The 26,496-nt window shown below is 47.2% G+C and carries 25 protein-coding genes and 1 riboswitch; of the genes, 23 read left to right on the top strand and 2 right to left on the bottom strand.

The window, feature by feature from the left end; all coding sequences use genetic code 11:
- Window positions 1-22 precede the first annotated feature (22 nt).
- From xseA to QBE54_RS10370, 7 genes are all read left to right on the top strand, one after another.
- On the top strand, window positions 23-1,402 hold the full coding sequence (gene xseA, locus QBE54_RS10400) for an exodeoxyribonuclease VII large subunit (RefSeq protein ID WP_369018122.1): 1,380 nt from the start codon (window positions 23-25) through the stop codon (window positions 1,400-1,402).
- On the top strand, window positions 1,383-1,640 hold the full coding sequence (xseB, locus tag QBE54_RS10395) for an exodeoxyribonuclease VII small subunit (RefSeq protein WP_369018121.1): 258 nt from the start codon (window positions 1,383-1,385) through the stop codon (window positions 1,638-1,640). Before xseA ends, xseB begins: the two co-directional genes overlap by 20 nt.
- A 165-nt stretch (window positions 1,641-1,805) precedes the next feature.
- Entirely contained in the window at window positions 1,806-3,428 is a 1,623-nt protein-coding gene (locus QBE54_RS10390; protein ID WP_369018120.1) for an ABC transporter substrate-binding protein, read from the top strand.
- A gap of 64 nt (window positions 3,429-3,492) precedes the next feature.
- On the top strand, window positions 3,493-4,344 hold the full coding sequence (locus QBE54_RS10385; protein WP_369018119.1) for a carbohydrate ABC transporter permease: 852 nt from the start codon (window positions 3,493-3,495) through the stop codon (window positions 4,342-4,344).
- Between the two features lie 9 nt (window positions 4,345-4,353).
- Window positions 4,354-5,205 carry a carbohydrate ABC transporter permease gene (locus tag QBE54_RS10380; RefSeq protein WP_369018118.1) on the top strand — a complete coding sequence of 284 codons (852 nt, stop codon included), beginning with the start codon at window positions 4,354-4,356 and terminating at the stop codon, window positions 5,203-5,205.
- A gap of 7 nt (window positions 5,206-5,212) precedes the next feature.
- The gene (locus QBE54_RS10375; protein WP_369018117.1) at window positions 5,213-6,154 is read left to right on the top strand and encodes an NAD-dependent epimerase/dehydratase family protein; all 942 of its coding nucleotides are present in this window, start codon (window positions 5,213-5,215) and stop codon (window positions 6,152-6,154) included.
- Window positions 6,123-7,130, top strand: a complete 1,008-nt coding sequence (locus tag QBE54_RS10370; RefSeq protein WP_369018116.1) for a zinc-dependent alcohol dehydrogenase family protein — start codon at window positions 6,123-6,125, stop codon at window positions 7,128-7,130. Before QBE54_RS10375 ends, QBE54_RS10370 begins: the two co-directional genes overlap by 32 nt.
- On the opposite strand, the gene QBE54_RS10365 is transcribed toward QBE54_RS10370, so the two are convergent.
- Window positions 7,127-7,861: a hypothetical protein gene (locus tag QBE54_RS10365; RefSeq protein ID WP_369018115.1), complete on the bottom strand. Its 735-nt coding sequence runs from the start codon at window positions 7,859-7,861 to the stop codon at window positions 7,127-7,129. The two genes, QBE54_RS10370 and QBE54_RS10365, sit on opposite strands and share 4 nt — an antisense overlap.
- Window positions 7,858-8,340 (bottom strand): ECF transporter S component, encoded by a 483-nt coding sequence (locus QBE54_RS10360; RefSeq protein ID WP_369018114.1) that lies wholly within the window; start codon window positions 8,338-8,340, stop codon window positions 7,858-7,860. Before QBE54_RS10360 ends, QBE54_RS10365 begins: the two co-directional genes overlap by 4 nt.
- Before the next feature lie 81 nt (window positions 8,341-8,421).
- A riboswitch (cobalamin riboswitch) is annotated at window positions 8,422-8,611 on the bottom strand.
- A gap of 524 nt (window positions 8,612-9,135) precedes the next feature.
- Here QBE54_RS10360 and QBE54_RS10355 point away from each other — a divergent pair.
- The 16 genes from QBE54_RS10355 (at window position 9,136) to flgC (ending at window position 26,482) form a co-directional block, all read left to right on the top strand.
- A complete protein-coding gene (locus QBE54_RS10355) occupies window positions 9,136-11,409 on the top strand; it encodes a glycosyltransferase (protein WP_369018113.1) in 2,274 nt (757 codons plus the stop codon).
- Window positions 11,399-13,075, top strand: a complete 1,677-nt coding sequence (locus QBE54_RS10350; RefSeq protein ID WP_369018112.1) for a tetratricopeptide repeat protein — start codon at window positions 11,399-11,401, stop codon at window positions 13,073-13,075. The genes QBE54_RS10355 and QBE54_RS10350 overlap by 11 nt, the downstream gene beginning before the upstream one ends.
- A 206-nt stretch (window positions 13,076-13,281) precedes the next feature.
- Window positions 13,282-14,754, top strand: coding sequence for a flagellin (locus tag QBE54_RS10345; RefSeq protein WP_369018111.1), 1,473 nt, complete (start codon window positions 13,282-13,284; stop codon window positions 14,752-14,754).
- Window positions 14,755-14,819: 65 nt separating this feature from the next.
- Window positions 14,820-15,203 carry a flagellar protein FlaG gene (locus QBE54_RS10340; RefSeq protein ID WP_369018110.1) on the top strand — a complete coding sequence of 128 codons (384 nt, stop codon included), beginning with the start codon at window positions 14,820-14,822 and terminating at the stop codon, window positions 15,201-15,203.
- A gap of 12 nt (window positions 15,204-15,215) precedes the next feature.
- Entirely contained in the window at window positions 15,216-17,183 is a 1,968-nt protein-coding gene (gene fliD, locus QBE54_RS10335) for a flagellar filament capping protein FliD (protein WP_369018109.1), read from the top strand.
- Window positions 17,184-17,199: 16 nt separating this feature from the next.
- Window positions 17,200-17,589, top strand: coding sequence for a flagellar export chaperone FliS (gene fliS, locus QBE54_RS10330; protein ID WP_369018108.1), 390 nt, complete (start codon window positions 17,200-17,202; stop codon window positions 17,587-17,589).
- Window positions 17,590-17,611: 22 nt separating this feature from the next.
- On the top strand, window positions 17,612-17,962 hold the full coding sequence (locus tag QBE54_RS10325; RefSeq protein WP_369018107.1) for a flagellar protein FliT: 351 nt from the start codon (window positions 17,612-17,614) through the stop codon (window positions 17,960-17,962).
- Between the two features lie 73 nt (window positions 17,963-18,035).
- A complete protein-coding gene (locus tag QBE54_RS10320; RefSeq protein WP_369018106.1) occupies window positions 18,036-19,352 on the top strand; it encodes a sigma-54-dependent transcriptional regulator in 1,317 nt (438 codons plus the stop codon).
- A gap of 60 nt (window positions 19,353-19,412) precedes the next feature.
- Window positions 19,413-19,772, top strand: a complete 360-nt coding sequence (locus QBE54_RS10315; protein WP_369018105.1) for a carboxypeptidase-like regulatory domain-containing protein — start codon at window positions 19,413-19,415, stop codon at window positions 19,770-19,772.
- 32 nt (window positions 19,773-19,804) lie between these two features.
- Window positions 19,805-20,413, top strand: a complete 609-nt coding sequence (locus tag QBE54_RS10310; RefSeq protein WP_369018104.1) for a carboxypeptidase-like regulatory domain-containing protein — start codon at window positions 19,805-19,807, stop codon at window positions 20,411-20,413.
- Between the two features lie 18 nt (window positions 20,414-20,431).
- Entirely contained in the window at window positions 20,432-22,480 is a 2,049-nt protein-coding gene (locus QBE54_RS10305; RefSeq protein ID WP_369018103.1) for an Hpt domain-containing protein, read from the top strand.
- On the top strand, window positions 22,452-22,817 hold the full coding sequence (locus QBE54_RS10300) for a response regulator (RefSeq protein ID WP_369018102.1): 366 nt from the start codon (window positions 22,452-22,454) through the stop codon (window positions 22,815-22,817). Before QBE54_RS10305 ends, QBE54_RS10300 begins: the two co-directional genes overlap by 29 nt.
- A gap of 211 nt (window positions 22,818-23,028) precedes the next feature.
- Complete coding sequence (locus QBE54_RS10295; RefSeq protein ID WP_369018101.1) at window positions 23,029-24,294, top strand: nitrogen regulation protein NR(II); 1,266 nt, start codon at window positions 23,029-23,031, stop codon at window positions 24,292-24,294.
- Complete coding sequence (locus QBE54_RS10290; protein WP_369018100.1) at window positions 24,291-25,616, top strand: hypothetical protein; 1,326 nt, start codon at window positions 24,291-24,293, stop codon at window positions 25,614-25,616. Before QBE54_RS10295 ends, QBE54_RS10290 begins: the two co-directional genes overlap by 4 nt.
- Before the next feature lie 65 nt (window positions 25,617-25,681).
- A complete protein-coding gene (gene flgB, locus QBE54_RS10285) occupies window positions 25,682-26,089 on the top strand; it encodes a flagellar basal body rod protein FlgB (protein ID WP_369018099.1) in 408 nt (135 codons plus the stop codon).
- Window positions 26,090-26,482 (top strand): flagellar basal body rod protein FlgC, encoded by a 393-nt coding sequence (flgC, locus tag QBE54_RS10280; RefSeq protein ID WP_369018098.1) that lies wholly within the window; start codon window positions 26,090-26,092, stop codon window positions 26,480-26,482. It abuts the gene before it with no gap.
- Window positions 26,483-26,496: the final 14 nt, after the last annotated feature.

Here is a 26,496-nt window from a genome sequence, read left to right as displayed (position 1 = left end):
AGGGTAAAGGAGGTATTCGCTTTTGGAAGTTGAGTTTCCATTTGGGAAAATGGAACACCTTGATTCCTTTCCTGTGTCAGATAAAGATGTGCAGTATCTCACGCTTTCCCAGCTCGCTTATCTGGTGAAAGTCTGCCTGGAAGGATTTTTCCCCAATGAAATGTGGGTAGTTGCCGAAATTGCTGCTTTGAAGGTGAGCCGGAATGGCCATTGCTTTATGGAACTGGTGGAAAAGGAAGGCGAGACGCTTAAGGCAAAAATGGAGGCTTTGATGTGGCGGGATAATTTTAATCGGATTCGGGCTTTCTTTGAGGAAACAACTGGCGAGACACTGCGCGAAGGTCTCAAGGTACTCCTTCTGGGTAGATTGATTTTTCACTCCGTGCATGGTTTGAGACTGGAAGTAGTAGATATTGATCCCAACTTTTCCCTGGGAGAGATGATGCGTCGGCGCAATGAAATTATTGCCTGTTTGGCTAAGGAGGGGTTGCTGGAGAAGAATGCTTCTTTACTGCTACCTCCGGTCATCCAGCGCATCGCAGTGGTTTCTTCTCCTCAGGCAGCCGGGTGGGGAGATTTTGTACATCATTTGCAGGGCAATGCTTTTGGATACCGTTTTCTGTGCTGTCTTTTCCCAGCTTTTGTTCAGGGGGAAGAAGCAGAAGTCTCTTTAATTCGGGCACTTGAAGAGGTGGAGAGAAGAGTTGATTATTTCGACGTAGCGGTTATTATTCGTGGGGGTGGGTCACGCACCGATTTGAGCTCTTTCGATAGCTATACTCTGGCTAAAAAAGTGGCCAATTTCCCCATTCCAGTAATTACCGGTATAGGTCACCAGCGGGATCAATCGGTTCTGGATATGGTAGCACATACTTCTTTGAAAACGCCGACCGCCGTAGCCGAATTCATTATTGGTCGTGCTCGGGATTTTGAATTGTCCCTACTTGACCTTGAAAGGCGAGTTAAAAGGGATGTGGAAAGCCTTCTGGAGCGAACCAGAGTAAATCTTGAGCTTTTGAAAGAACGCCTGGTACGTCTTGGCGAGCACGACGTGAGCAGAAATCACTACTTGCTGAAGGAGAGTTTTCGTGCTGTGAAGACTCTAAGTGTTAACGTTTTGGAGAATGAGGCAAGATCGCTCAAAGATTTCATCCAGAGAGTTTGTTATGCTTCAAAAACTCGGTGGCGGGAATTCTGGAAGCAAATGGAGCACAGTGAAAATCTGGTGCGCCTTTTAGATCCTCAAAATGCTTTAAAAAGGGGTTATAGTATCACCTTTCTGGAAGGCAAGATTGTAAAACACGCTGGAGAGGTTGCTCCTGGGCAACGTATTGAAACCTGGCTTTTTGATGGTAAACTGATAAGCAGGGTGGAGGAAAGTCGTGAAGGAAGAAAAGATTGATTACCGACAGGCAATTGAAGAGCTTCAGTTCATCGTTAACGAGCTTGAAAGGGGAGAGCTGGACCTTGATGCTTTGCTTGAAAAAGTGAAGCGAGCGGCCTTTTTGTGTTCCTTTTGTAAAAACCGCTTGCGAGAGGTAGAGAAAGAATTGGAAACCGTATTTTTGGAAATGGAGAGAGAATTGAGAGCGGAAGAAACGCCCTCTTCTGATGGCGGTGATAGTTTTTGCAATGCGTAAGGTGTGGTAGAATAAATATTGATAGGCTGAATAAAATATAATTTGATAGGAGGTGAGAAATGAAGTAAGAGTCTTTTGAGGCAGATGGGCGTTGGTCCTATTTTGGTTTTTGGGGTTTTGTCCTTTGTAAAACGTGAATTATAAATTGGAAGGAGGGTTTCTTATATGAAGCGGTCTTCAATATTGCTAGTTGTAGCTTTAGCAGTAGTGCTTGTTTTGACCTGGAGTTTCCTGGCTCTGGCCCAGGAGGAAACTTCAGAACTGGAACTTCAGACTGCAGAAGCTGCTTTCCAGGCTGCCGACAAGGGGAATCCTGATCCGGCCTGGCAAGGACAGAAATTTACCATTGGTGTGTATTCGGCAGGACCTCGTGGTGCAATTTCTGGTCCGCTTTATTTCTGGCGTCCTTTCTTTGAAAAACTTACTGGGGCAACCTACGATATAGTAGAAATACCCTTTGGTGAACTTCGTGAAAAGATTTTCACTGATTTGATGACTGGAACTGGCTATTACGACGTGATAATTGGTCCCAGCTGGTTCTACGGTGACTATGTTTCCAATGGCTGGATTGTGCCCATTGACAAGTATTTTGATGACCCTCGCATGCCCAAATGGGATAGGGACTCCATTTTGCTTCCTATCCGGGAACTCCTGCAGTGGAAGGGAACCTGGTACGGTTTCAACAACGACCATGATGGCCAGGTACTTTATTATCGTCGGGATATATTGACTGATCCCAAGTGGCAGGAGCTCTTTAAGCAGGAGAAAGGCTATGATTTGCCGGTTCCTCCACGCACCTGGGAAGAGGTTTATGATGTTTGCGACTTTTTCAACGGTAAGGACTGGAATGGCGATGGTGAAAAGGATTACGGTATTACCATGCACTTAAAAGTTGGTGGACAGGGCTTCTTCCATTTCATGGCTCTCTCTGCTCCTTATGTGGTTTCACCAGCTCCGGGAGACGATCCCACCAAGGTAACTCGTTACCACAACGTTTACTGGTTTGACCCAGAAACCATGGAGCCCCTGGTAGATACTCCAGGCTTTGTTGAAGCACTGAAGATGCTCCTCAAGCTTTCCAAGACTGGTCCTTCAGCGATGTGGGGCTGGAGCCTTGGCGAAGCCTGGGATGCTTTCTTGAGAGGAAAAGCTGTTTTGACCTTCTCCTGGGGCGACGTGGGCTCGCTGTCCCAGCTTCCTGAAAGCTCCAACATTAAAGGAAAACTTGGCGTTGCACCCATTCCAGGTAGCGAAAAATACTATGATCTTGAGACTCAGCAATGGGTTAACCAGAGAAACTTCGTTGCCAATACCGTAGGAGCTTCCTGGCATGGAGTAATTTCCAAGTTTTCCAAGAAGCAAGACCTTGCTGCTTACTTCCTGTCCTGGCAGGCCACTCCTGAGATTAACCACTGGAACGTAGTCTGGGGCTGGACAGGTATTGACCCGGGTACCCTTTATGACCTTCTCAAGCCCACCGGATATGCGGATATTGAAGATTATGTCCAGACTGGATATGATGCAGAAGATGCACGCCAGTTCGTAACTGCTTATGAGGAAATGTGGTACAAGTATCCTTTGCGCCAGGCCTACCTCCGTATTCCTGGCACTCCTGAGTACTGGGAAGTATGGGACATTCACCTCTCAGAGGCAGTGGTTGGACAGGTTTCTCCTGAAGAAGCACTGCGCAGGACCAAAGAAGATTGGAATGCGATTACCGATCGTCTGGGCAGGGAAAACCAGAAGAAGATTTACCAGGAAGCCATAGGGTACGTCCCAGAGAAATAGCTAAAACCTTTAAAAAGCAGGGGCCCCTTGGAAAGAGGCCCCTGCAATTCAGGGGAGAGAAACGATGAAAGAACGTGGAAGCTTTTTTGTTGTTCCAGGGATTGTATGGGTTCTTCTTTTTACCATTTTCCCTCTGGTGTATTCTTTTCGGGTAAGCCTTTCTCGAGTTGCTTACGGACGAATAACTGGCTTTGCCGGTCTGGCCAACTATGCCCGTATGTTTCAGGATTATCGCTTCTGGGGTGTTCTTGGTTTTACTCTTATTTTTGTTATTTTTAGTGTTGCCATCACCGTTTCCCTGGGCTTACTTTTGGCCCTGGTTTTTAACCGCAAAATGCGGGGCTTGCGCTTTTTCAGAGCCTTGATGACTACTCCTCTTTTTACTGCCCCGGTTGCACTGGGCTACCTGGGAGTCATGATGTTTTATGAAGAAAATGGACCGATTAATATTTTGCTTCAAACACTTGGTTTTAGTAAAGTGCCCTGGCTTTCAGATATTTTCTGGGCGCGAACTGCGGTCATCATGGTTGACGTATGGCAGTGGACACCTTTTGCCTTTATTATTTTGTTGGCTGGTTTGCAATCTTTACCGGATGAAGTTTATGAGGCCGCAGTTCTGGATACCTCTTCCGGTTGGGATATCTTCCGCTATATTACTTTTCCCATGATTTCTCCAGTGCTGGGAACCGTAATTATGCTCCGCTTGGTTGACGCTTTTAAAGTTTTTGATATTCCTTTTGCACTGACCAACGGGGGGCCGGGAACTGCTACCCGAACTCTTACCTTTTATGTTTATACCCAGGGACTAAGGAACTTTGACCTGGGTTACGCTTCAGCGATGGCCTATTTCCTCATGTTCATGTCGTTGGCGGTGGGTATCTTTTTCTTCCGCAGATACCGCAGTCTGTATGAATGAGGTGATAAAGTGAAGAAGAAAAAGAAACTCGGTATCGTGGATGTTCTGGTCTGGATAGTAATTGTCATAACCTTTATATGGGTGGTCACTCCTTTTTACTGGGCGGTTATAACTTCTTTCAAGAAACCTATCGATGTGTTCAGATTGTCTGTTGTGCCCTGGTTGCAGTTTAAGCCCACCCTTGATAACTGGTACATGGAGTTTACCCAGCGTGGTCCTGAAATTATGAAGGGAATAACCAACAGCATCGTTATTTCGGTTTCTGCGGCTTTACTGGCTATTGCTCTGGGCTCTCTTGCTGGTTATGGCCTGGCACGCTTCAGGTTTCGCAAGTGGAAAAACCAGGATATGGCGCTTTGGTTTCTCTCGCAACGTTTCCTTCCACCTGCAGCTACGGTGATTCCCTTCTTTTTGATCATAAAGAGCTTGGGTCTTCTGGATACCCGATTGGCACTGGTTCTGGTGAATACTACTTTCACCATGCCCTTTGCAGTTTTAATTATGAGGGATATGTTCAAAGAACTCCCTGTGGAGCTTGAAGAGGCAGCCCTGGTGGATGGGTGTTCTCGCTGGACAGCGTTTCTGCGGGTAGCCCTTCCTCTTGCTGCTCCTGCCCTGGTTTCTACGGCCATCATTTGCTTTGCCTTCACCTGGAATGAGTTTCTCTTTGCTCTGGTTCTCACTTACCGTCAGGCAATTCCCATGACTATCGTGATTGCCGGTACTGAACATACTCAGGGAGTTCAGTTCTGGTATGTTTCCACGCGCCTGCTTTTGGCTATTTTGCCGCCAGCAATCCTTGCTTTGATGGTGCAAAAATACATCGTTCGAGGCCTGACCATGGGCGCGGTGAAGGGTTGATGTCCTTTTGAAGGTACTGGTGAGCGGGGGAGCCGGTTTCATCGGCTCCCACGTGGTTGACAATTACCTTGCTGCTGGCTACCAGGTGGTGGTGGTCGACGATCTGTCGACAGGAAAGAAAGCTAATTTGAACCCCGCAGCCACTTTTTATCAGGTGGATATCACTGATTCTGCTGCCTTGCGCAGGGTTTTTGAAGAGGAAAAACCAGATATTATCAATCACCATGCGGCTCAGATTAACCTTCGCCGCTCAGTGGAGGATCCGACCTTTGATGCCTGGATTAACATTCTGGGAAGTTTGAACCTGATTGAGCTCAGCCGCCAGTTCCAGGTTGAAAAGTTCGTTTTTGCCTCTACGGGTGGGGCCATTTATGGTGAGCCAAATGTTTTACCGGTAAAAGAAAGTGCTGCTACCTCTCCGCTTTCTCCCTACGGTGTGGCTAAAAGAAGTGTAGAAATGTACCTTGAGTATTATCACCGGGTGTGGGGGCTTGAGTACGTTGCCCTGCGCTATGGTAACGTCTATGGTCCGCGTCAAGACCCTCAGGGTGAAGCTGGGGTGGTAGCTATTTTTTGCGGAAGGATTCTTCGGGGGAAACCCTGTGTTGTTTTCGGTGATGGGAGAAAAACTCGAGATTACGTGTATGTGGAAGATGTGGCCCGGGCCAATCTGCTTGCCGTCTTCGCACCTTCGGGCGTCTACAATATTGGAACTGGCAGAGAAACCAGCGTTTTGGAGCTTGTGGAGTTGCTTGAGAAAATTTCGGGTCGAAAGGTGGAGGTTGTTTTCGAAAAAGAACGCAAAGGGGAAATCAACCACATTGCGCTTTCTTGTGAGAAAGCGCGAAGGATTCTGGGCTGGGTGCCAGAGGTAGACCTTTGGGAAGGGTTAAAGAAAACTTTCAACTTTTTCCAAGGTGAGATGTGCAATGCGGGCCATGGTTCTTGAGCGAACGGCTCCGGTAGAGACTTCTCCACTGCTCCTCAAGGAAGTTGCGCTTCAAGGAGTAGAGGACGATGAAGTTTTGATAAAAGTCGCTGCCTGTGGAGTGTGCCATACCGATTTACACATCGTGGAGGGCGAACTTCCTCCCCATAAACTCCCGCTTGTTCCTGGCCACCAGATTGTGGGAAAAGTGGTTGAAAGAGGAAAGAAAGTAAACAACCTTGAGGTAGGTCAGAGGGTTGGTGTACCTTGGATAAACCAGGTGTGCGGGGTATGCCGCTTTTGCAGACAGGGTATGGAAAATCTCTGTGAAAATGCGTTGTTTACTGGTTATGACCTGGACGGGGGTTACGCCGAGTTTGCAATTTTTAGAGAGGAAGCCGCGTATCCGATTCCTGAAGGGTATGAAGATGTGGAATTTGCTCCTCTTCTTTGTGGTGGAGTTATTGGTTATCGAGCTTATCGGCAAAGCAAAGTAAAGGAAGGCGAGATACTGGGACTTTTTGGGTTTGGTTCTTCAGCGCACTTAGTTGCCCAGATGGCACTTTTTGAAGGTGTTCGGGTATTTGTCTTTACCCGTTCTCCGGAACACCAGAAGCTCGCTCGAGAGCTTGGTGCCTCTTTTGTGGGTCGGGCTGAGGATGTACCGCCTGAAAAGCTTGATGCAGCAATCATTTTCGCTCCCGCCGGGCATCTGGTGAAGGTGGCCCTTGAATACCTCTGTCCGGGGGGACGGGTGATAACAGCAGGTATTTATTCCACTCCAATTCCAGAGCTTCCTTATGACTTGGTTTATAAAGAGCGCTGTATACAGAGCGTGGCAAATAGCACCAGAAAGGACGTACAGGAGCTTATTGAACTTTCCAGAAGGCTGCATTTCAAAACACAAATTGAAGTGTTCCCGCTTGAAGAAGCCAATCGAGCGCTTTTGTTGCTCAAGGAGAGCAAAATCCGTGCCTCTGCAGTGCTTTCAATTTAGGTCTTTCTGAGTTTTCCTAATCGAAAAAGTGGTTTTTTTGAAACCTTGTGTATTTTTTTTTCCTCTTCCCAAGTGGTGAAAAGAAGTGCCGTTGCGGGGCCGCAGCTTTTGTAAAGTGGAAGCGGGAAGGGGTTTTCAATCTCTACGGTGAGTCCGGTGCTTTGCAGAAATGTCGTTAGTTCCCAGAACACTCCCTTGGACCCCACCGGGATGATGTCTCCACACAACACGCTTTCTCGCAGAGCAATGATGTCGGAAGGACCAGCAATTTCATTTTGCTTTGCAAGCACTTCTTCTCCAACCGCAGGGCTTCCCAAGAGGAACACGTTAAGACCTTCGCAGCTTTTTTCAAAAATTAGCTCCTCATGGTTTACCATGCCAATCACGGTTACGCCCAGGCCAGTTTGATGGGTGGGGAAGTTCTTTTCTGAAGAGACCACGAAAGGAAGGGGGCTGAGGCCACAAGCCTCAAGCTCCCCCTTGATGCCCGATAACGCTTGTTCGATAAAGGGATAGGGTTCAGTGGAAAGAGTTAACGAAAAAGCAATGGGATTTCCTCCTAAACTCAGGATTTCAGAAAGAGCGACCCGGAAAGTATATTTTGCACAGGTTGCAACCTCTGCTTTTACAAAATCCATGCTTTTGGGGCCTATACCACCTAAGGAGTCGCAGGCAACAAGCATGAGTTCCTTTTCGTTTATTTTGATAAATACCGCATCGCGTCTATTCATCGCTTCTTGAGCATTTCAAAAATTAAGGAGGCAAGGATTATATTCACTGCTGATGCCACAAGCAGAGAAACCACAATCCCGGTAAAAAATCCCCACCCAAAGACTGGAACAAGAGTAGCTGGTGCCAAAACACCATTAAGAAAGACACCACAAGCTATACCCAGAATACGGTTTTTCTGATAGAGCAGCCTGAAAAGTACACATATAACCGCCATCTCGCAGGCAATGAGAAGATGCACTGGCAAACCCAGAGGAAATCCCACGTTGAGCGAGGTGAGAATATGGCCCAAAAACCCAATAACTGCTCCTTCTGGATACCCCAGAAGAATTGCTCCCAAAAATCCAGGAAGAGAGTCGAGAGCAACTGTTCCGGTTGGTGAGGGTATTTTGAGGTAAGAGCCCACCACAGAAAGAGCAATCAGGGTCGCTGTAATAGTCAAGCGTGCTACAGTTGACTGAGCATAGGCTGATTTGGACATGGTATAACCTCCTTTATTTTGCTTATTAAAAATAAAGTCCCCGACCCAAAGCATGCTTTGAGCCGAGGACTTTGCCTTCATCCTCGCCCATCCTTTCGTGGCAGGTCTTCTGGCTTGAGGGCTTCAGCCTACTCGGTGCGCCTTCCCAGCTTATTCAGCCAGTGGCTTTTTACACCTTTCGCTCCCTCTCACAGCGGCGGGTCCGCACCGGACTTGCACCGGTTTCCCTTTTCAGCTCCCCGAAGGAGCAACCACGAAGGGTTGAGCCAGTATTCACTTTCTGAGTGTATGATAGCAAAGAGTAGAGAATTTTCAAGAGTTAGGTGCTTTGGGTGGAGAATTATTTTCTTTACTGTTTTCACCATAGAGCGAACCTCTCCGCAGGTTTTTCTTTGTTACAAGTACGCGCAGTTTTTTCTGATTTTGATTCGTGTTGGGCTGAGACCGGATTATTTATTATTTCAAAGACTTCTTTTTTGCAGTGAAGCTCTTTCAAATAAATTTTTGGGAAAGGAAGCAAAAATCTTCACAAGGAAGTAACATCAGGACATCTAAGGATTTTGGCACTTTTTTGAATTTTGAGTGCTTTGGCAAGCTTTTTTATCTCGAAAAAAGCAAAAGTTCGGAGGGTTATTGTCGGTGCGGGAAATAATCAAGGATTTCGTTCGGGTTATAGTGCCTCTTTTGCCTTTTCAGGAACCCATTTATGAATTTGGTTCGCTCCAGGTGGCGGGTCAGGAAGGATTCGCTGATTTGTGACCTTTCTTTCCAGGGAAGCAATATGTGGGTTGCGATATGCGTCCGGGACCTGGTGTTGATTGTATTTTGAATCTTCATAATATTGAGCTTCCCGATGGTGCGGTAGGAACAGTTTTGGTGATGGATACGCTTGAACATGTTGAATTTGTGCGCAGGGCAATGGATGAAGTATACCGAATTTTAAAGCCAGGTGGGTTCGTGGTAATCAGCTCAGTGATGAATTTTCCAATTCATGATTATCCTTTTGATTACTGGCGCTTTACGCCGGAGGGGTTCAAAAGTTTACTGCAAAAATTTGGTTATCGCTTTGTGGAGTGGGTGGGACACCCCCGTTTTCCCCATACGGTGGTTGGGGTTGGATGCAAGGGAGAGCTTGAGCGCTCAACACAGATGGTTTTTGAGAGAGAGGTTACCCGCTGGAAGGAGCGCTGGAGTTTGTCTGTTGCGACCAATCCAGTTGTTGCAGAGAAAAGGAGAGAACCAGCTGGTTATTACTCATATTCAAGACCTGAGGTGCGCAATCTTATCATGCCTGGATGCCGTAAGGTGCTGGATGTGGGTTGTGGTGAGGGGAATCTCGGGAAAACTCTGAAAGAAGAAAGAGATTGCGAAGTCTGGGGTGTGGAAATTAACCCCCGGGTTGCAGAAGTGGCCTCTGGTAATCTCGATAAAGTCATAGTTGGCGACTACGAAAAGATAGTGGAGGACTTGCCTTCTGATTATTTTGATTGTGTGATTTTTGCGGATGTTTTGGAACATTTTGTTGATCCCTGGGAAGCACTCAAAAAAACCAAAAGGATTTTAAGGAATGGTGGTCAAATTGTGGCAAGCGTTCCCAACGTGCGCCATTGGAGTGTAATCAAGACTCTTCTTGAGGGAAAGTGGGAGTACCAAGAAGCCGGCATCCTGGATCGTACTCATTTGCGTTTCTTTACTGCATCTTCCCTGGTGAGGATGTTTAAAGAAATTGGCTTTAACATAGAAGGGCTGTACACTACTTCGCTTCGTGGAGAAGAAATTCCTGCTGGTTTGATTGGGGATCTAAAAAAATGGGGGTTGAGTCCTCAAAACCTTCAGGAGGAAAGCAGGGTATATCAGTATTTAGTTTCTGCGACTAAAAGGGATTTACCTCGGCTTACTTCTATCATCATCCTCACCCGCAACAACCTCGAATATACTCGGAAGTGTCTGGACAGCATACGCGAATATACTCCAGAACCTCATGAAATCATTGTTGTGGACAATGGGTCAACTGATGGGACAGTGGAATATCTCAGAGAGCAACCCGATGTGAAACTCATCGAAAACGGCTTTAACCTGGGGTTTGCACTGGGCAACAACCGGGGGCTTCTTGAGGCGAAAGGTGATTATGTGGTATTTCTCAATAACGATGTGGTAGTAACTGAAGGATGGCTAAAAAGACTTATTGCTTGTGCCGAATCTGATCCACGTGTGGGTATTGTTGGCCCGCGCTCCAACTACGTAGCTGGACAACAGATGGTTAGAGACATTCCCTATGGAGACGACCTGGAAGCAATGCAGGAATTTGCGCGGAACTGGAGCCAAAGGCATTCCAAAAACTGGGGAGAGGCTTTGCGAGTAATAGGTTTTTGTATGCTTGTTAAGCGTGAAGTTATTGAGAGGATAGGAGGTTTTGACCCTCGGTTTGGCCTTGGTAACTTTGAAGATGACGATTTCTGTATCCGGGCTCAAATTGCCGGTTTTAAAATAAAAATTGCCCACGATGTTTTTGTGCATCACTTTGGAAGTAAGACTTTTCAGAGTGAACAGATTGACTACCGCAAACTCATGCTTTCTAACTGGGAAAAGTTCAAAAGCAAGTGGGGACTTCCAAAAAACTTATCTATTGAAAACGGTTATCGCATTGATTCTCTGCTCCAAGACGTATTTAGCCCCGAAAAGCACATAGTACCCCTGCGGATTGAACCCTATCCGTTGGATGGAGTTCGCTCGATGAGCTATCTTGCTCCTTTTTCGAAAGAGGCACTCAGGTGGTATCTCACCAAATTTTCGCCCCAGGATGAGGTAACTCTGGTTTTGTATGAGGAGGGCAAAGAGGAGGTAATTTTGCAAAAAGTTTCTCAGGCAGTGTTTGAGCTGGGTTTTGACCCTGAAGACTCGCCGGATATTCTGATAGTTCCAGGTCCGCTTGATGAGCTGAAGCAAGCCCAACTTATCAGTGCCGTTTACGCTTTGATGGAACTTCCCGACGTTCCAGATTCCTGGAAGAGATGGGCAGTTTATTTAGAGAAAGCAATACATCGCGGGAGGGTTCAAAATGCCAATTAGGATTGCGATGTCTCATGGAGAGCAAGTTCAACCGGGTAGTTTTGAAACCTTGCTTGAGCAAAGCAGCCAGTTTATAAAAGAAGGTTGCTTTGAGGAAGCAGAAAAATGCCTCTTGAGGATGCAGGAAATAGCTCCTGACTCTCCTTCTCTGTATAACCTCATGGGTTTTTTGGCATACCAAAAGAAAGATTTTAAAAAAGCAGTAAGGAGTTTCGAAAAGGCCCTGCAAGTAAACCCCCACTACGCTGAGGGTTGGAACAACCTGGGTGCGGCATACCTTGCTCTCTCGCGCCTGAGCGATGCCAAAGCGGCTTTTGTGAAGGCAGTGAATCTTAATCCCAATCTTAATGATGCACTTGAGAATCTTTCCTGGATAACCGAGCATTTTTTTGCCCACTCCACCAAATTTCCCACCGTGAGTGCCTGTGCTATCATGAAGAACGAGGAGCAGAATCTTCCCCGGCTTCTTTCTGCACTAAATGGATACGTCGACGAGGTAGTGTTGGTTGACACCGGCTCCACCGACCGCAGCGTGGAAGTAGCACGTTCTTTTGGGGCCCGGATATACTTTCACAAGTGGCGCGAGGACTTCTCAGCCGCCAAAAACGAAGCTCTGGAGAGAGCTCAGGGAGAATGGATACTTTTTCTGGATGCCGATGAGGCAATGATCCCTGAAGACCTGAAAAAGCTGCGCTTAATCCTTACTTACACAAGCCATGAAGCGTTCATGCTGCCTATCAAAAACTTTCTGGATCCCCAGGAAAGAACTTACATGCTTAACTATCTGGTGCGAGTTTTCAGAAGACGACCGGAAATCCGCTATCAGGGTAGGATACACGAAACGGTGGAGGGGTCTTTAGTTGAGCTGGGAAAGAAAGCTTTTAAGCTGTACAGCATTTTTGTTTACCATTACGGTTACAAGAACCAGAAAAAAACAGCTCGGAAAGTTTTTTCAAGGAATTACGAACTCCTCTTGAAAGAAATTAAAGAAAACCCGGAGAATCTTAATGCACTGTCTTATTTGGGGCGAAATTGTTTTCTTAAAGGAAAATTCGAAGAAGCAAAAAATTACTTGCAACGAGTGCTGACTATTTCTCGGGATTTTAATTTTGCGGTATTGACTGCACACCTTGATTTAGCCTGGATTGCAATTAGAGAGGGAGACTTTGAGGAAGCATTCGCGCACCTCGATGCTGTGCGTGAAAGGGAGCCTTATCTTCCTGATCTTTATTACCTTCTGGGACTTGCCCACCACAAAAAAGGGGAATATGCCAGAGCCTTAGAGTGTTTTGAGAAAGTTTTCAGCGTTGATTACAGAAAGAGCAAGTCTTTGATGGTCTTTTTCAGGTTTTCCTGGGGCGATTTGTATCAGAAAATGGGTGAGTGTTACCTGGTTGCGGGAGAAAATGAAAAGGCAAAAGAGTGTTTTGAAAAAGCAAGTGGGTTTTCAGAAGACAACCCAGATCTTTTAAACAATCTGGGAGTTGCAATGGTAAAGCTGGGGGACAGGGAAAATGCAGAGATGTATTTTAAAAAAGCGCTTGAAGCAAATCCTGCCCATCCCGATGCCCGCGGTAATCTCTTTCGCTTTTTACTTGAAGAGGGAAGGGTTGCTGAGGCCAGGGCTCTGCTTTCTCAAATGAAGGAAATTCTGGAGCAGAAGTGAGATTTTTGGAAAAATTTCTTTTCAGACCCTAAAGTTTGGAGGGAGAATGCCGATATTTATATATGAACTTGGGTTTCCGGGAGGTGGTAGATGTACAAAGAGAAGCAACTAAAGAAAACGTAGGCTTGGGTGGATTTTGGTGTATGGTGTAAGTACAAGAAGGCAGGGAAGCCAATTAAAAACCTTATGGAGGAGGTTGATTTTAAATGGGTCTTCGGATTAATCAAAACATAACTGCTTTGAATGCCCACCGTAACCTGGTGGCAACGGACAACGCGCTCTCCAAGTCTTTGGAGCGCCTCTCTTCGGGCCTGCGTATCAACCGTGCGGCTGATGATGCGGCGGGCTTGGCTATCTCAGAGAAAATGCGTGGTCAGATCAAAGGTCTTGCTCAGGCGTCCCGCAATGCTCAAGATGGCATCTCGATGATTCAAACTGCAGAAGGAGCCTTGAACGAAACTCACTCCATTTTGCAACGTATGAGACAACTCGCTGTCCAGGCCGCAAACGACACCCTCACTTCAGAAGACCGGGCTCAAATTCAGCAAGAAATCGACCAGCTCATTGATGAGTTAGACAGAATTGCCGAAACCACCGAATTCAACACCAAAAAACTCCTGGATGGGACTGCAGGCTATGCAACCAGTGCTCAAAACGGTAGTGTGGCTGGTGCAACTTCTACAGTGAATGGAACCGCTTACGCTGCAGGAAGTAGTATAGCAGATGCTGATTTGCAGGCACTGGTTAGCGAGGTTACCCCGGGCGCTGAAACCCAGGCCGGAGTTTACACAGTAACCGTTACTGCCAACGCTTCTCAGGCTACCTTAGGAGATGCAACGGCTTTTACGGGTAGTCAAGCTGGAACTTTAGTAATCAACGGGGTCTCTGTGGATATCGATGCTGGTGATAGTCTGGCCAATGTTATTTTGAAAATTAACAATGTAAGTGACCAAACTGGGGTTACCGCTTCTACGGGAGGCACTAACGGAGGACTTTATCTCACCACTGACGATTATGGAAGCGATGCAACTATTAACGTATCTGGTGATAATGCCCTGCTTCAGGCACTTGGCTTGACCACTGGTTCAGAGCAAGTTCTTTCTGCAGCTGGAACAGACATTGTAGGTACCATTAATGGTGCAGCTGCAGAAGGTGTTGGTGCAACGCTCACCTTGGATGCAAGCGGCAATGCTGCGGATGGACTTTCAGTAACCATCGATCCTTCCAAACTCTCGCTTGGTAGCGGAGGTTCGGTAAGCTTCAGTGCAGTGGTGGACCCCTCTGGTGCGGTGGTGCTCCATATCGGCGCCAATGAGAACCAGACTCTGACCATAAGCATTAACGATATGAGTGCTCAGGCACTGGGTGTGAACAATATCAGCGTAACTTCTGCCAGCAACGCAGAAAGTGCTATCACTGCGATTGACAATGCCATCAACACCGTTTCCACTGAACGCTCTAAACTCGGTGCATATCAGAACCGCTTGGAGCACACTATTGCCAACTTGGGGGTAGCTCAGGAAAACCTCACCGCAGCAGAGTCCCGAATCCGCGATGTGGACATGGCAGCGGAGATGATGGAGTTTACCAGGGCGCAGATTCTGCTTCAGGCAGGCACTGCCATGCTTGCCCAAGCCAACACCCTGCCCCAGTCGGTACTCCAGCTTCTCAGGGTATAGCGATGGAGGAAGCGAAGGGGGCGGAGAGCCGCCCCCTTTTGAGGACGGAGGGAAGGTGATTGACGATGCGTGTTAACCCGCCTGGAGAGCAAGCGATAGCTCAAAATAGGTTGATAGACACCCAGGATGTGCTGGACAAAGCTTCTTCCCTGGAAAAAACGCAGGTCGCTCTGGAGGTTGCCTTTCTGCAGAAAAAGAATCAGGAAGCAAGTGTAGAGAAGGTAGATTTCAACAAGCTCCAGGAAATCATCGACGCGCTCAACCAATTTATGCGCACTCTGGATATTGAATTGCGTTTTCAAATACACGAGCCTACTCATGAGGTCATAGCTCGTCTGATTAACAAGGAAACCGGGGAAGTCATCCGCGAAATCCCACCTGAAAAGTTTCTGGACATGCTTGCTAAACTTCAAGAGCTGGCAGGACTTTTTGTAGATGAGTTGCGCTGAGGGGGAGTTACGGTGAGCAATGGACTTTTGAGCATCGATGGTCTGATTTCGGGTTTGAACACCACTGACATCATCAACCAGCTCCTTGAAGTGGAGCGCATACCCATTACCAGGCTTGAGGAGCGCAAATCGGAGTACGAGCAAAAAATTGCCCTGTGGCAGGAAGCAAATACCAAGCTTTTAGCTCTGCAGACATCTGCATCGAGCCTGGCTTCAGAAAGCACCTTTGAGGGGAAAGCGGTCTCCGTGAGCGATGAAAGTGTGATCAGCGCTTCAGCAACCTCTTCAGCAGTAACCGGTACTTACCTTCTTCGGGTGGAACAACTCGCCTATGCCCATCAGATAGCCACTTCATCTTCATACGCCGACTACAATACCACCACCTTTGGAGAAGGTGTGATCACAATCCAGGTGGGAAGCGGGGACCCAGTTGAAATTACCATTGACTCTTCTAACAATACTTTAGAGGGGATAAAAAATGCCATAAACAGCTCGAGGGCGGGCGTAAACGCTTCAATTGTGAACACCTCAGATGGTTACAAGCTTCTTCTATCCAGCAAGCAAACCGGCCTTGATGGAGCGATTACCATCACTTCCACCCTTTCTGGGGGCGAAGCCACGCTTTCTGGTTTTTACGATATCCAACCTGCTCAAAATGCACGCATTTCCCTGGGCACTTCAGAAGGTGGAGCGACGCCCCTTGTCTACGAGAGCTCTTCTAACCTGATTGAAGACCTAATCCCGGGAGTGAGCTTGAACCTCAAAGCAGTAAGCACCCAAAGTGTGGTTTTAACGGTTGAAGATGACCTGGAAAGCATTAAAAGCAGTATTAGAAATTTTGTGGCCAGATTCAACGAGTTCCAGGACTTTGTCGCTGAGAATACTGCTTATAATCCGGATACTGGTGTGGCAGGTGCCCTACTTGGAGACACCTCGCTGCAACGCATTCAGTCTCAAATACTCAGTAATCTCTTTCGAAGGGTGGAAAGCTCCTACTTCCAGAGCGTTGCTGAAATAGGCATTTCGGTGGATCGTTACGGAAGGCTAAGCCTGGATGAAAGCAAGCTCGACACAGCACTTCAGAGCAACCTGGAAGAAGTGAAAAAGCTTTTTGTAAGTAGCGTGGTAGCGACTGATGCGGATGTGGAAGTAGTTAATGTGCCTTCAAGTGTGGAAAGTCTGCTTGAAGAAAGCAGTCTGGACGTGGTCATTACCCAGGCAGCGGAGAAAGGAAGAGTAGAGGCTTCTTCATCTCTGGGAAGCGACACCCTGGGTCAGGACGAAACCCTCACTTTCAACGGTTCGGTAGTGGTCAATTTGACAGCAGGTATGACTCTGGATGAAGTAGTGGCTACTATTAACTCCACCCTGGAAGCAAATGGCATCCTGGTTGAAGCCCGCAACGAAGGGGGGAAGCTGGTCTTAGAGCACCGCCTGTATGGTTCAAGCAACTCCTTTACTGTGGCATCTAATGTTGATGCTTCCGTCCCTCGGAGCACGGGAATTGGTACCACGGAGCTTACCGGACAAGGGGTGGATGTGGCAGGAACCATTGGAGGGTATGCAGCGACTGGAACGGGCCAGGTGCTTATAGGTGGAGCGGGAACTCCGGTGGAGGGCCTTACTCTGAGAGTTACACTTTCTGCTTCTGAGCTGGCTTTACAGGGAAGCGCTCAGGGGGCAGTGATTTTGAGCCAGGGTATTGGAACTATACTTGAGGAATCTCTCGATTTTATAGTTGACCCCTATGAGGGAATAGTTAAGAGCAATCAAGACCTTTACCAGGGTTTGATTCGAGATATCGATGAACGAATAGAGGTTCTTGAAGAGCGCCTGAGCCGGCAGGAAGAACTCTGGCGTAAGCAGTTCGTAGCTCTTGAAGAAGCACTGGCTGCCTTTCAAACTCAGGGTGCCTGGCTTACACAGCAGTTGGCCAGTCTCTCTGCTCTTACACAATCAAATAACAGTCAGGGAAGTTGAAGAAGGAGGTGTCTGAATGAACGCCTACCTTATGGCTAAAGCGAAAGAATCCTACCAGATGAGTGCGGTGAATACCGCTTCGCCAGTAAGGTTGATAGTCATGCTTTATGACGGTGGTATTAAATTTTTGAAGATGGCTGAGCTGCTTTATGAAGAGCGGGAGGCCGAGAAAGCGCATCAAATGATTGTCAGAGTCGAGAAGATAGTGCTTGAACTTATGGCTTCTTTGAATTTTGAACAGGGCGGAGAAATTGCCCGCAATCTTCTTGAGCTCTATCAGTTTATGTTAAAAGAGTGTGCCGAAATCAATGAGGAGAACTACCGTGAGAAAATCCATGGTCTTTTGAAGCTTTTTTCTGGGTTGCAAGAAGCATGGATGGAAGTTGAGAAAAAACTCCCCCACTGAATTATGAGCTATGGAGAATACCATGCTTTTACTTGAGAAAATGAGAGACCTTTCCCTTTCCATACTTGAGGAGTTCAAAAAGGGCGACCTCGAGAACCTCGCTCTTTACCTCAGGGAAAGGGATACACTGATAAAAGCAGTGGGAAATCTGGCCTCTGATCCTGCAATTCTTGAGGATGCCCCAAAGGCTCTCGGTTTAATCAGGGAAATTCTGCGTATTGACGAAGAAATAAAGGGACTCATCAAGGAGCGGATCCAGGTACTTGCTCAGGAAGCAGGACAGATGAGAAAAGAGGTCGAGGCTCTTCGGAAATTCCGCTCCACCATGTCGGAGACTGCTTCTCAATCTCGCTTTGTGGACCGCAAAAGCTGACCCCCCTTAATTTTTATCCCTGATTGGGTATAATGCTAAATAGGTTGTATTTTGCTTCTCTGGGGGGAGTTTTTTGCCTGTTTTTAGGGTTCTGGTAGTGGATGACGAAGAGTTTATGGCGGAGATGGTCTGTGAAATTTTACAGGAAGAAAAGCTTTTGACTGATGTTGCCCTATCGGGCGAGGAAGCTCTGGGCAAGTTTGAAAGTGCCCAGTATGATTTGGTCATTCTCGACCTGCGTCTTCCTGACCTGGGAGGTCTTCAGGTTCTGCAAAGAATCCGAGAGAGAGACCCGGAAATCCCGGTTATCGTGATCACGGCTTATGGCAGCGTGGACAATGCAGTAGAAGCACTAAAGATGGGAGCTTATGATTTTATTACCAAGCCCTTCAAGGTGGAGGAGCTAAAAAACGCTGTTTTGCGAGCTCTGGAAGTAGAGCGCATGAAGCGAGAGCGCTCTTTCTATCTGGAAGAAATGCGAGAAAACTATCACTTTGAAGGTGTTATTGGGGAGTCTCCCAAGATGAAGGAAGTTATGGAAGTTGTTTCTTTGGTAGCCCGCACCGATGCTACAGTGCTCATCTATGGAGAGAGTGGAACAGGCAAAGAACTTCTTGCTCGCTCCATTCATTTTCAAAGCGACCGCTCTGACCGCCCCTTTGTAGTGGTTAACTGTGGGGCTATTGCAGAGACGCTGCTTGAAAGTGAACTTTTTGGACACGAAAAAGGAGCTTTCACCGGAGCTCATGCTCGAAAACTTGGCAAGTTTGAGATTGCTGATGGAGGCACGCTTTTTCTGGATGAAATTGGTGAAATGAGCCCCACTATGCAGGTGAAGCTTTTACGCGTTCTTCAGGAAAAGACCTTTGAACGGGTCGGTGGTGTTGCCCCCATTACCGTGGATGTGCGGATCATTGCCGCTACCAATCGCAACCTTAAAAGGATGGTGCAGGAGGGCGCTTTTCGGGAAGATCTCTATTACCGCTTGAATGTGGTGCCCATTGAACTTCCTCCATTGAGAGAACGGCGTGAGGATATTCCCCTTCTTTGTGATTTTCTCATCAAAAAGCATGCAGAAAGACTACATAAGAAGGTGAAAGGAATTACTCCTCAGGCTTTACGAATGCTCAAGCGCTATCACTGGCCGGGCAATGTGCGTGAGCTTGACAACGTGATTGAGAGGGCAGTGATACTCACCAGGGATGAAATGATAAAGGCCGAGGATATCTGGATTTTTGATGCCCCTCGGGAAGTAAGGCTGAAGACTCTTCGAGAAATGGAAAAAGAGTATATTCAGAAAGTTCTCGAGCATGTGGAGTTTGACAGAGCAAAAGCCGCCCTGATACTGGGTATTTCGGAGCAAGAGCTTGAGCAAAAGCTGCGGGAGTAGGTTCTGCTTCTGAAATTGGCAATAAATTTTATATAGATGTTTTCAGAGGTGGGCTGGATGATGGCAAAAAAGAAAGTGATTTACTGGTTTCTTTTGCTGTTTCTTTTGCTTGTTCAGGGCGGTTGCTTAGGAGTGCGCTGGCAGGAAAAAGAAACCCATATTCTGGTTTACGAAATCGAGCCCTATTCAAGCTCCGGTTATGTTTTACCAGTACCCCTGGCTCGGGTTGCTGTCTCCGGCAATGGCTACTCAAGCACCAAGTACACTGACAGCCAGGGCAGAGCGGTTTTTTTGCTTTCACCGGGCACATATAGTGTACAGGTTTCAAAGGATGGCTATGAAAGTGTGTCAGACACTATAACCATTTATACTTTAGAGCTTACTCCGGGGTATTACCCATTCTATCTGGTGCGGCAATGAAGGGAAGAGCCTTTTTTTGGGCTGGATTTTCAGTGATTTTTGTATTTCTCTCCTTGCTGGGTTCGGGCTGTTTTCTGGGCAATTTGCCCCATTTTCCCAACCTGCATCCTCAGGTAGACCTTGCTGGCAAAGTAGTTGATGCCTTGAGCGGTGAGGGGGTGGTTGGGGCAGAAGTTACCTTGAGAGACTTTCCCGAGCGAAGTGATGTTACTGCTTCTGATGGGAGTTTCTTTTTGCCTCTGGTGCCCTCAGGAAGGCAGGTCATCCTGGTTTCGGTGTTTGGCTACGCCCCAAAGAGCGAGGTTGTCGAGGTTCCCGAAACAGGTTCTTTTTCGGTCGAAATCGCCCTGCTACCCCTTTTGGGTAAGGTGGTGGGTTTTGTTTTTGACGAAAATGGCCAACCACTTTCTTCGGTAACAGTAACCCTTGATGGTGAGGAGAGCACTCAAAGCAACGAAAATGGTGCCTTTTCCTTTGAAGAGGTGCCGATAGGAGGGCATGTTTTGGTGTTTGAGAAAGAAGGATATCTTCCTTCTGTGGAAGAAATAACGGTGGAAGAGGATTCGGTGGTGGTGTTGGAAATAACTCTTTCAAAACCCACAGGCAGCGTGAAGGCAAGTGGAAATCAGCGAGAACGGTGATTGAAGGGGGAAGGAAAAGTGACAGACAGCTTTGATATGGAACGTTATCTTGCAGTTTTTTTGGAGGAAGTTGAAGAGCATCTCCAAAACCTGGAAGAAGGTCTGGTATCCCTGGAAAGGGATCCCCAGAACCAGGAATTGGTTCAAGCTCTGTTCCGCTCCTTTCATACTATTAAGGGCTCTTCGGGATCAATGGGTTTTGTTCGTCTCTCTGGGCTGGCCCACACCCTTGAAAATGTGCTGGACCGAGTGCGGAATAAAGAGCTCGAAGTTACTCCTTCTTTAGTGGATTTGCTTTTGAAGGGCGTAGACATGATTAGGGAGTTTAAAGAAAGCATTGCCCAGACCTCCCAAGAACCGGAGCTGGATATCGGAGAACTGGAAGCGCATTTAAAGCAGTTTCTTGCTGGTGGCGTGGATGACCAGGAGGCACTAAAAGAAGAAGATACTGGCGCTCATCCAGGTAAAGTGGCAGAGAGCGGCGAAAACAAAGCTTCTGAGGGGAAACGCTACCAGGTTAGAGTATTCCTGCATAAAGATTGTTCCATGAAAGGAGTCAGGGCTTATCTGGTTTTAAACCGCCTTCAGGAACTGGGTGCCCAGATATTGTTTTCTGAACCAACGGTTGCTGAGCTTGAAAAGGAAAACTTTGGAGAGAGTTTTCTCGTTGAGGTGCTTTTCCCTGGGGAGGCCGAGGCAATTCGCTCAGCTGTTCTGGGCGTTGCGGAAGTTGAGAAAGTGGAAGTCCAGGAAGTGGAAGCGGAGAAGGAGAAAGAGGGCCAGGCAGCTCAAAGAGAAGTTGCAAAGTCTGTACAGGGTATTCGAAAAACGGTGCGTGTTGATGTGGAGCGGTTGGATAACCTGATGAACTTGGTGGGAGAGCTGGTTATCGACCGGGCGAGACTCGAAAACAGCATTCAGCGGCTGGACACAGAAACAGATCTCAAAGCCCTTCGCGAGCAGCTTGCCGACACTTCCACTCACCTGGGTCGGATTACTAACGAATTACAAACGGAAATCATGAAAGCCCGTATGTTGCCTCTGGCTGAGGTGTTTAATCGCTTTCCGAGGATGGTTCGGGATATTGCCCGCAACTCTGGTAAAGAGGTTGATTTTGTAATTGAGGGCGAAGAAACCGAGCTGGACCGCTCACTCCTTGAGGAAATCACTGATCCTCTGATTCACCTTTTGCGCAATGCGATAGATCATGGCATAGAATCTCCCGAAGAAAGAGCAGCTGCTGGAAAGCCTGCTCGGGGTAGGGTTCTGCTCAAGGCCTATCAAGAGGAAAATTCAGTGGTAATCATGGTTCAAGACGATGGAAGGGGCATATCGCTTGGGAAACTCAAGCAAAAAGCCCTTGAAAGAGGATTGGTGAAAGCGGATGAACTGGAAAAACTCAGTGAAAAAGAAATCATTGATTTTATCTTCCATCCCGGTTTTTCCACGGCCGAAGAAGTAACCGATGTTTCAGGTCGTGGAGTGGGTATGGATGTAGTGAAAAGGAACATCGAAAAGATCAATGGGCAGGTTTTTGTGGAAAGTCTTGAGGGGAAGGGTACTACTTTTTATCTAAGGCTACCTCTGACTCTGGCCATTGTCAGGGCCTTGCTGGTCAAGGTGAAAGAAGCAATTTTCGCTATACCCCTTTCTGATGTGGTGGAAATCGAACGAGTAGAGCTAAAAAATACCTACTGGCTCAACCAGGTGCTCACCACACTTTTTAGAGGTAACACTTTGCCCCTGGTTTCTCTGGCGGGACTTTTGAGTGGCGAAGTTGAGGCAACCTTTTCGAATCGGGAGGCTGCTTCAACTGTGTTTTATACTGTAGTGGTCAATGCAGCTCGTTCTATGGCGGGTCTCGTAGTTGATGAAATCATTGGTGAACAGGAAATAGTCATCAAATCTCTCGGTGAGTATATCGGTGATATCCGGGGTTTGGGAGGGGCTACCATTCTTGGTGATGGTACCGTTTCGCTGATTCTGGATGTTGCCAGCTTATTAGCGAAATTTTCACAATTGAGGAGGTTTGCAGAGAATGCCAGGACGGATTTTGATCGTAGATGACGCTGCGTTTATGAGGATGATGTTGAAGGACATCCTGACTAAAAACGGCTATGAGGTGGTTGCCGAGGCAAGTAACGGCAAAGAAGCAATCTTAAAGTATGAAGAGAGTAGGCCAGACCTGGTTACCATGGATATCACTATGCCCGAGATGGACGGCATTACTGCAGTCAAGGAAATCATAAAGCGAGATCCTAAAGCCAGAATCATCATGTGCAGTGCTATGGGGCAGCAAGCGATGGTAGTGGATGCTATCCAGGCGGGGGCCAAGGATTTTGTGGTGAAACCCTTTAAACCGGATCGAGTTATTGAAGCTGTCAAGAAAGTTTTGGGTCAGTAGAGTGGTATAGAAAGAAACGGAATGGATTCCTTTCGCAGGGCTTTGCATTTGCTGCGTCGCAAGTTAAAAGCTGCTTTGCTGGTCCTCCTTAAAAAGAGCGGGGGAAAGTGGGTGATGGTTGCCTATTCTGGATTGTATTTTTTCCGGAAACACCTTGCGCTTTTGCTTGTAAATTGTGAGAGGCGACCGGACACCTTCTGGGAAGCCTTTCTTGAAGAAAAAGGCTTTCGTGTTTGGTGGTATTTTCCTTTCCAGCGATGTGCTGCTTGTTTTGGGTTTTCCCGGTCAGTGCTTTGCGTCTTCCGTCTTGCTTTCACGAGCTGACAAAAAATTGCTCCTTGAGTTTGCGCAAAGTTCCAGGGAAGATTCGTCCCTGAAACATTTTTTCCGTGCTTTTCCGATGGGTTTTTTCATGGCTGACGCAGAGGGCAGCCTGTGGTTTTTTAATGCGGAAATGATGGAAATTCTGGGGCTTGAAGAAAAAGAGGTGCTGGGAAAGAAAGTAGACCAAATTTTTGGAGGAGTGGAAGAAATTGCTCCTCTTTTGAGAAAGCTTCGCTGGGAGGGGAAAGAGCTTTTCTTAAGAAACGTATCTTTTCATGATTCTTCCGGAAACAGAAAGTTGCTCAATCTTCGTTTCTTCCCGATAAGGGAGGAAAAGTGCTTTATGGGGTTTGGAGGCATCGTCGAGGATGTCACGCAAAGAGCGCAGCTTGGAGAGAGCGTTCGCCAGATTGAACGGCTCTCAAGTATTGGGCGATTGGTTTCAAGCATTGCTCACGAAATTAACAACCCCCTGGGGGTTATATACGGATATGCGCAGATGCTGCGCGGCAAGCTGGATAGAAGTTCTTTCAGTTGTCCCACCTGCAAAAGTGTGCGTCACGGGCTTGAAAACATCGAAAAGAGCGCCGAACACTGTGGGGAAATCCTCAGGAATTTGATCGATTTTTCCAAGCCCAGCATTCTCAAGAGAGAAACTGTCGATATTTGTGTTCTCTTAGAAGAAGTACTTAACATGGGGAGAATTTACTTCCGGGATAACCAACGCCTCGAGTTTTCCTTTGAGAACGGAATTCCTCCCTTGCAGATTGACAAGTTGCGCATGCGGCAGGTTTTTCTCAATCTTATAAGAAATGCTGTGGAAGCAATGGATAAAGAGGAGGGCGTTCTGGGGGTTACGGTTAGGAAAGTTTCCCTCTCTGCAGAGCAAATTCCATTTTCAGAAATGAATTTCGAACCGGGTAAAAGAATTTTTGTATCCATTTCTTTTCAGGACAACGGTAAGGGAATACCGGCTGAGAAGCTGAATCGGATATTTGAGCCCTTTTTCACCACCAAGCCCCAGGGTACGGGTTTGGGGCTTTCCATCTGTTACAGCATTGTTCGTGCCCACGGGGGCTGGATGGAAGTTACTTCAGAAGAGGGCCAAGGAAGCACGTTTTCGATTTTTTTGCCTTTGGAGGCTGAGGAATGAAGAAGCCCGAACTGCGCCAGTCGCTCGCCATGCACCAGAAACAAAAAATGATTCCCAAAATGATGCTGGCGGGAGAAATGATGATGCTTCCTCTGGAAGAACTAGAAATGAAACTTGAGCAACTCCTGCAAGAAAATCCTTTTCTGGAATTTGAAGAGCGTATGTTTTGTTTTGCCTGCGAGCAACCCCTGGATCGGTATTTGGATTTTTGTCCTAACTGTGGACGCATTGTAAGGAACGATACCGGCTATTATCTGGAAGATCCCGGATCGTTTTCTGAAAAGAGGAGTTTCAAAGAATTGCTCGAAGAGGAGATTCTTTCCTGCGTAGAGCTTAGCAAAGAAGAGCTGAAATTGCTGGAAGTTATCCTTGCCAATCTTGATGAGGAAGGTTTTTTGCGTCTTGACCTGAGAAAATTTGCTTTCCATCTGGGAGTTCCTGAAGACCAGCTTCAGGGGGTTATTGAGAAAGTCCGTGCTGAGGGCTTTGTAGGGTTTGCGGCTGCAGATACTCTGGAGTTTGTCCTTTTGCAGTGCCTTAACAAGGGACTCATTACTCTGGAGGAAAGCTTCCAGCTTCGGAAACACCCTGAAAAGATAAGGTTTCTTCTGAAGAAAGGAGAATCGCTTTTTGTTTCCTTTCGGGAGTTTTTTGAAGCGGGTCTTGATGAGCGAGGTCGCAAAGAGCTGGATGACACCAGAAGAGTTTCCTATGATGCTGAGATCGTGGCGTTAGGTGGTGACGAATACGGAGTTTTACTTTTTGATTCTCCTTATCTCAAGCTAACCCTTAATGAGGGCTTTATTTCCCTTTTTAAGGATAAAAGATCTTCTCTGAATTCTCGGGAACAGTCTTTCCTGGAGGAACGCTTGCACGAGGCACGGGAAATTCTCTCCTGCTTGCGCTATCGCAATAGCCTTCTGTTACGCGCTCTTGAGTATATCGTCTTTCGAGAAAAGAAGTATCTTGCTGGAGACAACACTGCTTTTGTTCCTCTACTTCAGAAGGAAGTTGCCGAAGCGCTTGGAGTCAGCATTGCTGCAGTGTGTCAGGTGCTCAAAGGTAAACGGGTGCTTTTGCCCAGTGGAGTAGTCAAGGAAGTAAAGTTCTTTTTTGATCCTTCTTACCCCGCCAAGCAAGTGATTAAGCAGCTTATTCAAAAGGAAGACCACAAAAAGCCGCTTTCTGATGCTTCAATTGCTGCTTACCTTCGCAAGCAGGGGTTTTCGGTTTCCCGACGTACGGTAACCCTTTATAGAGACCAGTTGGGAATTCTCCCTTCACATTCCCGCAAAAAACTCTATGCTTCAATGACTTCCTAAAATTTCCCCTTTTCTGGCAACAAATTTTATCCTCTACCTGGTGAAGAGAAGGTGGAGGTGGAACGATGAGCGGTTTTGGTCTGGATCGAGTTTTTGCTCTTTTGGAGCGGGGGTTAGACTTTGCGGCTCAGAGGCAGGAACTGCTCGCCTCCAATATAGCCAATGTGGAGACACCAGGATATAAACGTCGGGATCTGGACTTTGAAAGCCTGCTTAAAGGATTAGAGGAACAAGGTGGAGAGCTGAACCTTGCCAGAACCTCTTCCAGGCATCTTCCAGGTTATGTAGCCAAGAGCAAAGAAGTATTCCCCGTCAAGGAAGAAAACATAACCATACGTGATGATGGTTCCTCAATAGATGTGGAAAGAGAGATGGTTGCCCTGCTTGAAAACGGCCTCTATTATCAAACACTCAGCAAGCTGACCGCTGGTAAGTTTAATCTTTTGCGTACGGTTTTGAAGGAGGTGCGGTAAATGCAGATTTTCAATACTTTCCGGATAAATGCTTCGGCTTTGACAGCAGAGAGATTTCGCATGGATGTCATTGCTTCCAATTTGGCCAACGCGGAAGTTACCCGCTCGGGGAATGGTGGTCCGTATTTGCGCAGAGAAGTAATTTTTGAACCCGATGGAGAAGGAGGCGTACGGGTAAGTAGAGTAATCGAGGACCGCAGCACACCCACCAGGAAGGTCTTTCAGCCCGACCATCCTGACGCCGATGAAAATGGTCTTGTGGAATACCCCAACGTGGTGGTTGTCAACGAGATAGTGGACCTTATGGCAGCTTTACGGGCCTATGAAGCCAATGTAACCGCCATCAACGTGAGCAAAGAAATGGCAAAAAGTGCTCTTAACATTGGCGGTTAGTGGGGGGTGCTTGT

This window comes from Thermatribacter velox, from assembly GCF_038396615.1.
GTDB lineage: Bacteria > Atribacterota > Atribacteria > Atribacterales > Thermatribacteraceae > Thermatribacter > Thermatribacter velox.
This window is presented reverse-complemented; position numbering and strand designations above follow the sequence as displayed.

Coding starts and splice junctions, on each gene's coding strand:
- QBE54_RS10385 (WP_369018119.1), top strand. CDS start 3,493: ATGAAAGAACGTGGAAGCTTTTTTGTTGTTCCAGGGATTGTATGGGTT.
- QBE54_RS10360 (WP_369018114.1), bottom strand. CDS start 8,340: ATGTCCAAATCAGCCTATGCTCAGTCAACTGTAGCACGCTTGACTATT.
- QBE54_RS10290 (WP_369018100.1), top strand. CDS start 24,291: ATGAAGAAGCCCGAACTGCGCCAGTCGCTCGCCATGCACCAGAAACAA.
- QBE54_RS10340 (WP_369018110.1), top strand. CDS start 14,820: ATGCGTGTTAACCCGCCTGGAGAGCAAGCGATAGCTCAAAATAGGTTG.
- QBE54_RS10390 (WP_369018120.1), top strand. CDS start 1,806: ATGAAGCGGTCTTCAATATTGCTAGTTGTAGCTTTAGCAGTAGTGCTT.
- fliS (WP_369018108.1), top strand. CDS start 17,200: ATGAACGCCTACCTTATGGCTAAAGCGAAAGAATCCTACCAGATGAGT.
- flgC (WP_369018098.1), top strand. CDS start 26,090: ATGCAGATTTTCAATACTTTCCGGATAAATGCTTCGGCTTTGACAGCA.
- QBE54_RS10365 (WP_369018115.1), bottom strand. CDS start 7,861: ATGAATAGACGCGATGCGGTATTTATCAAAATAAACGAAAAGGAACTC.
- QBE54_RS10315 (WP_369018105.1), top strand. CDS start 19,413: ATGGCAAAAAAGAAAGTGATTTACTGGTTTCTTTTGCTGTTTCTTTTG.
- QBE54_RS10345 (WP_369018111.1), top strand. CDS start 13,282: ATGGGTCTTCGGATTAATCAAAACATAACTGCTTTGAATGCCCACCGT.
- QBE54_RS10355 (WP_369018113.1), top strand. CDS start 9,136: ATGCGTCCGGGACCTGGTGTTGATTGTATTTTGAATCTTCATAATATT.
- QBE54_RS10350 (WP_369018112.1), top strand. CDS start 11,399: ATGCCAATTAGGATTGCGATGTCTCATGGAGAGCAAGTTCAACCGGGT.
- QBE54_RS10300 (WP_369018102.1), top strand. CDS start 22,452: ATGCCAGGACGGATTTTGATCGTAGATGACGCTGCGTTTATGAGGATG.
- flgB (WP_369018099.1), top strand. CDS start 25,682: ATGAGCGGTTTTGGTCTGGATCGAGTTTTTGCTCTTTTGGAGCGGGGG.
- QBE54_RS10325 (WP_369018107.1), top strand. CDS start 17,612: ATGCTTTTACTTGAGAAAATGAGAGACCTTTCCCTTTCCATACTTGAG.